Origin of the sequence: Kitasatospora putterlickiae, from assembly GCF_039527695.1 — a bacterium.
Taxonomy (GTDB): Bacteria; Actinomycetota; Actinomycetes; order Streptomycetales; family Streptomycetaceae; genus Kitasatospora; species Kitasatospora putterlickiae.
Window position 1 is genome coordinate 12,783 of record NZ_BAAAKJ010000183.1, and the last position, 7,194, is coordinate 19,976.

Here is a 7,194-nt window from a genome sequence, read left to right on the forward strand (position 1 = left end):
GTGGCTGGAGCGCGAACGCGAGAACCTGGCCGGCGCCGTCCAGGAGGCGGACGGCGCCGGCTTCACCACCGTCGCCCGGCGGCTGGCCGGGAACCTGTACAGCTACCTGTCGACCGGGATGTACACCGGCGACTGCTCCGAGCCCGCCACCACCGCCCTGCGGCGCCGCGCCCGGCCCGTCCGCCGCGGGGGCGCCGACGACGACGTCGCCGCGCTCGGCCTGGTCTGCTGGCGGCTCGGCCAACTACACGAGGCCGCCCAGCACTTCGCGCGGGAGGCCCGGCACTTCCGCGACCTCGACGCGGCCCGCGCGGAGGCGGTCTCGCACACCAACCTGGGCGTCGTCCACCGGGCGCTGGGACGCCCCGGGGACGCGATCCGGACACTCGGCGGAGCCCTCCCGATCCATCTGCACGACGGCAACAAGTTCAGCGAGACGGTGGCCCTGAACGGCCTCTCCGGCGCCTACACCGACCTGGGCGACACCGTCACCGGGCGGCTGCTCGCCCACACCGCGCTCGCCGCCGCGCGGACGCTGCGCAACCGGGCCCTGGAGGCCAACGCCCACCTGGCGCTGGGCGCCGCGCAGGAGCGCGCCCAGCGGTCCGCCGAGGCGGCCGACAGCTACCGGGAGGCGCTGCGCCTCGCCGAACTGGTCAACGACCGGTTCCCGCAGGCCGCCGCGCTCGTCGGGCTCGCGACGGCCCAGGCCCGCCTGGACCCGCGGGCCGCCCTGCGCACCGCGGAGGACGCCGTCACGCTCTCCCGCGAGGCACGGTTCCGGATGCTCGAAGGCTGCGCGCTCGACGCGCTGGCCCGCGTCCGGGTCCGGCTGGGCGAGTCGCGCACCGCCCTGGAGAGCGGACACGCCGCGCTCGCCGTGCACCGCGAGACCGGGCACCGGCCCGGCGAGGCGCGCAGCCACCTCGCGCTCGGCCACGCGCAGGCGGCCCTCGGCGCCCGGAGCCGGGCGTTCGGCCACTGGCGCGAGTCGCTGCGGCTCTCCCGGGCGATGGCCGACGGCGGAAGTTCCGCCCCGGCAGTTTCCCCGGTTCTGCCGGTCCGCCCGGCGGAGCGCCGAACACAGGACGAAACCGCAGGTCAGCGCTAACGCGTCGGACGCGTCCGGCGTCCGCCGGGCTCTGGTCCGACTACCGGAGCCCCACCGGTCCGCCTCCCTACGGTGGCCGCATGGACGACCTGCTGACCCACCGACCCTCCGAAGCGTCCCCGGCCGAGGCCCCTCAACCGGCGATCTGGTCCCGCAACTTCCGGTACTACTTCACCGCCCGCAGCGCGGGCCTGCTCAGCTGGGCCATGCTGCCGGTCGCCGTCTCGGCCGGCCTGCTCAGCGGCGGCTACGGCCTGGACACCGCGGGGTACGCGATGGCCTTCCTGGTGGGCCCGTTCGCCGGCCTGGTGCTGTTCGGCGGGGTGCTCGCCGACCGGTTCACCGCCCGCCGGATGATGATCGCCGCCGACCTCGCCAACCTCGCCGCCCAGGTCCTGCTCGCCCTGTTGTTCCTGCACGGCGTCGACCGGCTCTGGCAGTTGTACGCGCTGCTGGTGGTGGCCGGCACCGCCAACGCGATGTTCCAGCCCGGCGCCGCCTCCACCGTCCCCCTGGTCGCCCGCGACGTCCAGGGCGCCAACGGGGTGCTGCGCACCTCCGAGGCGCTCACCGGACTGGGCGGCCCGGCGCTGGCCGGCGTCCTGGTCGGGCTCGGCGACACGGCCTGGGTGATGGTGATCTCCGCCGTCGCCTACGGGACCAGCGCCGTCTGCCTGTTCGCGCTCCGGCTCGGGACGGTGCCCGCCCCTCCGGCGGGCGGGGGCCTCTGGCACAACCTGGCGGTCGGCTGGCGGGAGTTCCGCGCCCGCGACTGGCTCTGGGGCGTGATCGTGATCTGGATGGTCTTCGCGGTGCTCTCCTGGGGCCCGCAGCTGTCGGTGGCCGCCGGCGTCATCGTCCCCGAGCACGGCGCGACCGCCTTCGGCCTGCTCAACTGCGCGCTGGGCGCGGGCACCGTGGCCGGCGGCCTGCTGGCGATCCGCTACAAGCCCGCCCACCCGCTCGCCGCCGGAGCCGTCGCGATGCTGGCCTACCCCCTCTACCCGCTCGGCATCGTCCTCGGCTGGCCGCTCTGGCTGCTCTTCGCCGCCCAGGTCGCGGTCGGCGCCGGCACCGGCGTCTGGGGCGTCATGTGGGCGACCAGCGTCCAGACCCAGGTCCCCGGCGAGGTGCTCAACCGCGTCCACGCCTACGAGGTGGCCGGCTCCGTCGGCATGTACCCCATCGGCAGCGCCCTGGCCGGCCCCGCCGCCCACGCCTTCGGCACCGACGGCGTCCTCCTCCTCGGCGCCGCCGTCGCCCTCCTCACCGCCACCGCCCTCCTGGCCACCCGCCCCATCCGCACCCTCCCCCGCGCCCCGGAAAACACAAAAGCCGCAGGTCACTGACCTGCGGCTTTCTTACCACTGGAGCGGGCGACGAGAATCGAACTCGCGCTCTAAGCTTGGGAAGCTCATGTTCTACCATTAAACTACGCCCGCCTGATGAGCCGTCAGAGACCGCTCGATCTGTCCCTCACTGTACCCCATGCGTGACGGGGGTTGCACAGGTGGGTGGTGGTCGTGGCGATGGGGTGGGGGCGGCGGCGGGGGCGTACTGTGTGGGCCGCGTGAGAGTGCTCCGGCGGGCGGGGATCGGGGCGGCGAGCCTTGGTGTGGAATGTCCGGTACATCCCCTAATGTGACGCTGGTCCCGGGGGCTCCGCCGTTCGGGGCGACGAGTACGGGTGAGTACTGGGGTAAGGATGGGAAGGGGACCGATGGAGCAGCGCGCCGTCGTTCGTTGTGCCGAGGGGCACCTGTTCAGCACCACCACGTTCCCGATGCAGAACCTCGGGCCCGGCCGGCTGGGGCCGGGTCGGCTGATCAGGTGTCCGCAGTGCGGACGGCTGCGGAGTTCGGTGCTGGCCGACGTGCGGGAGCTGTCCGAGCCGCAACTGGCCCGGGCGCTGCGGCTGGAGGCCGCGGAGTTCCTCGCCTGACGAGGGCGGACACGGGAGAGAAGTGACGGGCGCGGCCCCGGGCGATTCGTCCGGGGCCGCGTCGTGCACGTAATCTCGGAGCGTGCTGCTCTCTGACAAGGACATCCGGGCCGAGATCGACAACGGCCGGGTGGTGATCGATCCCTTCGACCCCGCGATGGTCCAGCCGTCGAGCATCGACGTGCGCCTGGACCGCTTCTTCCGGGTCTTCGAGAACCACCGCTACCCGCACATCGACCCCTCCGAGGAGCAGCCGGACCTGACCCGGCTGGTCGAGCCGGAGGGCGACGAGGCGTTCATCCTGCACCCGGGCGAGTTCGTGCTGGCGTCGACCTACGAGGTCATCACGCTGCCCGACGACGTCGCCTCGCGGCTGGAGGGCAAGTCCAGCCTGGGCCGGCTCGGGCTGCTGACGCACTCCACGGCGGGCTTCATCGACCCGGGCTTCAGCGGACACGTCACGCTGGAGCTGTCGAACGTCGCGACGCTGCCGATCAAGCTCTACCCGGGGATGAAGATCGGGCAGCTCTGCCTGTTCCGGCTCTCCTCGCCGTCGGAGCACCCGTACGGCTCGGAGCGGTACGGCTCGCGGTACCAGGGGCAGCGCGGTCCGACGCCGTCCCGGTCCTACCTGAACTTCCACCGCACGCGGGTCTGAGCCGGCGGGCGGAGGACGAGGAGCACACGGCGCGGGCGGTCACCCCTGGGGAAGGGGTGACCGCCCGCCGGTGCGTCAGGCCCGCTTCGGGCGGGTGACGGCGACCAGCTCGCCGCCGTCCTCGGACAGCCGCAGCTCGGTGCGGAGTTCGGCCAGCTCGCCCAGGTGGTGCAGGTGGGTGCCGCCGCAGAAGATCCGGGCCGCGCCCTCGGGCAGCTCGCAGTGCCACTGGCGGCGGGCGGTCAGCTCCGGGCCGGGGACGTCGACGCGCACCGGGGCGTCGGCGGCGACCCAGGCGGCCAGCCGGCGGTTGACGGCCTCGGTGAGCTCGGGGAGGGCGTCGGCGAGGGCCGGGAGGTCCTCGGTGGCGTCGGCGGTGAAGCCCTTCTTGCGCAGCGACTTGCCGAGCCGGTAGGTGTCGGTGCTCGCCTCGGTGTCCATCACCGAGGCCGCCATGGCGAGGCTGTCGAAGTCCGGGTGGCCGAAGGCGTCGGCGCGGCCCGGGTCCTTGCGCCAGCGCGGCGCGAGCGCCTCGTTGAGGGCTAGGGCGAGCAGGTGGCAGCCGCTGTGCGAGGCGCTGAGCGCGGCCCGGCGCCCGGCGTCGACGGTGAGCAGGGCGGTCCGGCCGACGAGGTCGCCCGGGTCGGCCGCGAGGACGTGCAGGACCAGCCAGGACCACTCCTCGTCGCCGCGCCGGACCGGGATGTCGGCGCCGACCAGCGGCGCGCCGCCGTCCGGGCCCACCGCGCCGGTCAGGCAGTCGACGACGGCCAGCTCGACGCCGTCCACGGTGAGGGTGCCGAGGTCGGCCGGCTGGTCGGGCCAGGTGTGGTCGAGCGGGTGGAACGGGGTCGCCCCGGTGACCACGGCGTGGCGGCCGTCGTCCAGCGGGTGCACCGCGAGCACCGTCGACTCGCCGGTCACCGCCCCGGCCGGGAAGCTGACGTGGGTGGTGGGGAGGGTCATGCCTGGCTCCGTGCGGGTGAGGGTGGACGGGACGAACGGAACGGGCCCCGCGCAGCGAGGCCCGTCCTCCATTGTCGCCGAGCGGCGCCGCGGGTCAGCCCAGGGTCGGCAGCTTGATCAGCACCAGCAGGGCCAGCAACTGCAGCGCGGCCGCGCCGGCCGCCTTGCCCCAGGGCAGGTCGTGCAGCCGGCGGACCATGCCCGCCAGCAGGTAGCCGCAGAACAGCCAGGTGGCCCAGCCCACCACCTGGACGACCGGGTTGTCGGCGGGCAGCACCAGCGCCAGCAGCAGCCGGGGCGCGTCGGTGACCCAGCCGATCAGCATCGCGAGGCCGACCGTGGACCGCCACGGACCGTCGCCGCCGAACTGCCGGGCCAGCCCGTACGTGACGGCGGCGAGCATCGCGCCGGCCAGCGTGAAACCGATCGCGGCGGCGAGCATCGAGCTGAGCGCCACGGTGAAGGTCGAGTTGAAGACGTCGTCGCGGGTCAGGCCGATGCCGAGCACGGCGAGGGCGCCGTACAGCAGGGAGACCGTGACGGCGGGGAGCCAGACCTGGTGGTCGCGGGTGCGGTCGAAGATCGCGGTGGGTGTGCGGAACAGGCCGGTCAGCAGTTCGCGCCAGGTCGGCCGGGGCCCGCTGACCTGCGGCGCGGACTGGCCGCCGGCCCGGTAGACGGCGACGTTGTCCTCGCCGTACGGGTAGGAGGGCCGCTCCTGGCCGTAGGCGGGCGGCTCGCCCGCGTACGGGTCGGCGCCGACCGGGAAGGCCCGGGTGTGGCCCGGGTTGTCGGCCGCGTACGGGTCGTGGTGCGGGGCCTGGTCCTGGTGCGGAGCCGGGTACGGGCCCTGGTGCGGGGCCGGGTACGGGCCCTGGTGCGGGGCCTGCGGGGCGCGGGGGCCGTACGGGTCGTACGCGTTGTACGGGTCCTGAGGCCCCTGCTGCGGACCGGTGAAGTACTCCGGCCCGTCCGTCGGCCCGTACCCCCCGGGCGTCGCCTGCTGCCGCGGGGGCGCCGACCACCCGCCACGGGGGTCGGCGCCCTGACCGCTGTCGTATCGATTGCCAGCCACGTTCCGAAGGTACCCGCCCGGCGGGCGGCGCGGCGGGCGGGAACCGGACCGGGGCCGCTTTGCAGCGAGCCTGTTACCGCCGCGCGCCGACCGTCGCCCCGTGCACCGCCGCCGCGGCGCTGGTGCCGGCCGGGCACCCGCCCGGGCCGGCCGAGGTGCGCACGGCGCCGACCGGCAGCAGCGTGCCGCAGGCGATCCGCACGCCGTTCGGCAGTTCGTTGTCGGACTCCACGATCGCGCCGTCCCCGATCACCGCGCCGTCCAGCGCGGTGCGGTCGCCGATGGTCGCGAAGGCGCCCACGATCGAGTCCTTGACCAGGGTGTCCGGCCCGATGACGGCTCCGGGCAGGATCACGCTGCCCTCGACGATCGCGCCGGCCTCGACCACCGCGCCCTCGGAGACCACCGTGCCGCCGCTGAGCACCGCCCCGTGCCGGACGGTCGAGCCGGGCAGCAGCAGCGCGTCGCCGGTCGGGCCGGGGACGGCGGGCGAGTCGACCTTGCCGAGCACCAGGTCGGCCGAGCCGCGCACGAAGGCGGCCGGGGTGCCGAGGTCGAGCCAGTACGAGGTGTCGACGACGCCGCGCAGCAGCGCGCCGGTGGCCAGCAGCCCGGGGAAGGTCTCGCGCTCCACGGAGACCTCGCGGCCGGTCGGGATGCGGTCGATGACCGAGCGGGTGAAGACGTAGCAGCCGGCGTTGATCTGGTCGGTGACGATCTGCTCCGGCGTCTCCGGCTTCTCCAGGAACTCCAGCACCCGCCCGTCGGCGTCGGTGGGGACGAGCCCGAAGGCGCGCGGGTCCTCGACCCGGGTGAGGTGCAGGGTGACGTCGGCCCCGGCGGCCACGTGGCCGTCGCGCAGGGCGGCGATGTCGACGCCGGAGAGGATGTCGCCGTTGAAGACCAGGACCGGCTCGTCGGGGCCGCAGGTGAGCCCGGTGGCCGCGTTGCGGATGGCGCCGCCGGTGCCGAGCGGCTCGCGCTCGGTCAGGTAGACCAGCTCGATGCCGTAGGGCGTGCCGTCCTGGAAGTGGTCCTCGAAGACCTCGGCGAGGTAGGAGGTGGCGAGCACCACGCGGGTGACCCCGGCCGCCGCCGCGCGCGCCAGCTGGTGCGCGATGAACGGGACGCCTGCCACCGGCAGCATGGGCTTGGGGGTGTGGGTGGTCAGCGGACGCAGTCGCGTGCCCTTACCACCGACCAGCATGATCGCCTCGGTCATGGTCTGCGCTGTTCCCCTTGTGGTCTCTGCGGCCCGGCCCGGCGGGCCGATACCTCCGTCGGTGTGCTGTACGCCGTTCCGGGGGCCGGAACCGCTCGACCGGCGCGCGGCCGGTCCGGCGCCTACTGTATTTCCTCCCGACGGCCGGGCCCCCCGGCGGCCCGGTGTCCGAGGCTTCGCCGCTACGAGAGCGGGGCCTCCAGCGCGTAGCCGACGCCGT

Annotated in this window: 6 protein-coding genes, 1 tRNA gene and 1 pseudogene; 4 read left to right on the top strand and 4 right to left on the bottom strand. The window is 74.6% G+C overall.

From position 1 onward, the window contains the following. Together ABD308_RS18295 and ABD308_RS18300 are read left to right on the top strand one after the other, a co-directional pair. A partial coding sequence (locus tag ABD308_RS18295) for a tetratricopeptide repeat protein (protein WP_344335724.1) occupies positions 1 to 1,111 on the top strand: 1,111 nt, incomplete at its 5' end. A gap of 80 nt (positions 1,112 to 1,191) precedes the next feature. Further along, positions 1,192 to 2,460, top strand: a complete 1,269-nt coding sequence (locus tag ABD308_RS18300) for an MFS transporter (RefSeq protein WP_344335726.1) — start codon at positions 1,192 to 1,194, stop codon at positions 2,458 to 2,460. Positions 2,461 to 2,479: 19 nt separating this feature from the next. Here the strand turns inward: ABD308_RS18300 and ABD308_RS18305 are convergent. Further along, a tRNA-Gly gene (locus ABD308_RS18305) sits at positions 2,480 to 2,553 on the bottom strand. Positions 2,554 to 2,831: 278 nt separating this feature from the next. On the opposite strand from ABD308_RS18305, the gene ABD308_RS18310 reads away from it, so the two are divergent. Both ABD308_RS18310 and dcd read left to right on the top strand, forming a co-directional pair. After that, positions 2,832 to 3,053 (top strand): hypothetical protein, encoded by a 222-nt coding sequence (locus tag ABD308_RS18310; protein WP_199839558.1) that lies wholly within the window; start codon positions 2,832 to 2,834, stop codon positions 3,051 to 3,053. A gap of 82 nt (positions 3,054 to 3,135) precedes the next feature. Continuing rightward, positions 3,136 to 3,711, top strand: a complete 576-nt coding sequence (gene dcd / locus ABD308_RS18315) for a dCTP deaminase (RefSeq protein ID WP_344335732.1) — start codon at positions 3,136 to 3,138, stop codon at positions 3,709 to 3,711. A 75-nt stretch (positions 3,712 to 3,786) separates the two neighbouring features. On the opposite strand, the gene ABD308_RS18320 is transcribed toward dcd, so the two are convergent. The 3 genes and pseudogenes from ABD308_RS18320 to manB form a co-directional block, all read right to left on the bottom strand. After that, positions 3,787 to 4,677 carry an alanyl-tRNA editing protein gene (locus tag ABD308_RS18320; protein WP_344335734.1) on the bottom strand — a complete coding sequence of 297 codons (891 nt, stop codon included), beginning with the start codon at positions 4,675 to 4,677 and terminating at the stop codon, positions 3,787 to 3,789. Positions 4,678 to 4,771: 94 nt separating this feature from the next. Beyond that, positions 4,772 to 5,752, bottom strand: a complete 981-nt coding sequence (locus ABD308_RS18325) for a Yip1 family protein (RefSeq protein ID WP_344335736.1) — start codon at positions 5,750 to 5,752, stop codon at positions 4,772 to 4,774. Positions 5,753 to 5,900: 148 nt separating this feature from the next. Then, positions 5,901 to 6,974: pseudogene (manB, locus tag ABD308_RS18330) on the bottom strand (mannose-1-phosphate guanylyltransferase); the annotation flags it as partial. Positions 6,975 to 7,194: the final 220 nt, after the last annotated feature.

Excerpts from the sequence above, each read along its gene's own strand:
- ABD308_RS18300 (WP_344335726.1), top strand. The coding sequence starts at position 1,192 with ATGGACGACCTGCTGACCCACCGACCCTCCGAAGCGTCCCCGGCCGAG.
- ABD308_RS18310 (WP_199839558.1), top strand. The coding sequence starts at position 2,832 with ATGGAGCAGCGCGCCGTCGTTCGTTGTGCCGAGGGGCACCTGTTCAGC.
- ABD308_RS18320 (WP_344335734.1), bottom strand. The coding sequence starts at position 4,677 with ATGACCCTCCCCACCACCCACGTCAGCTTCCCGGCCGGGGCGGTGACC.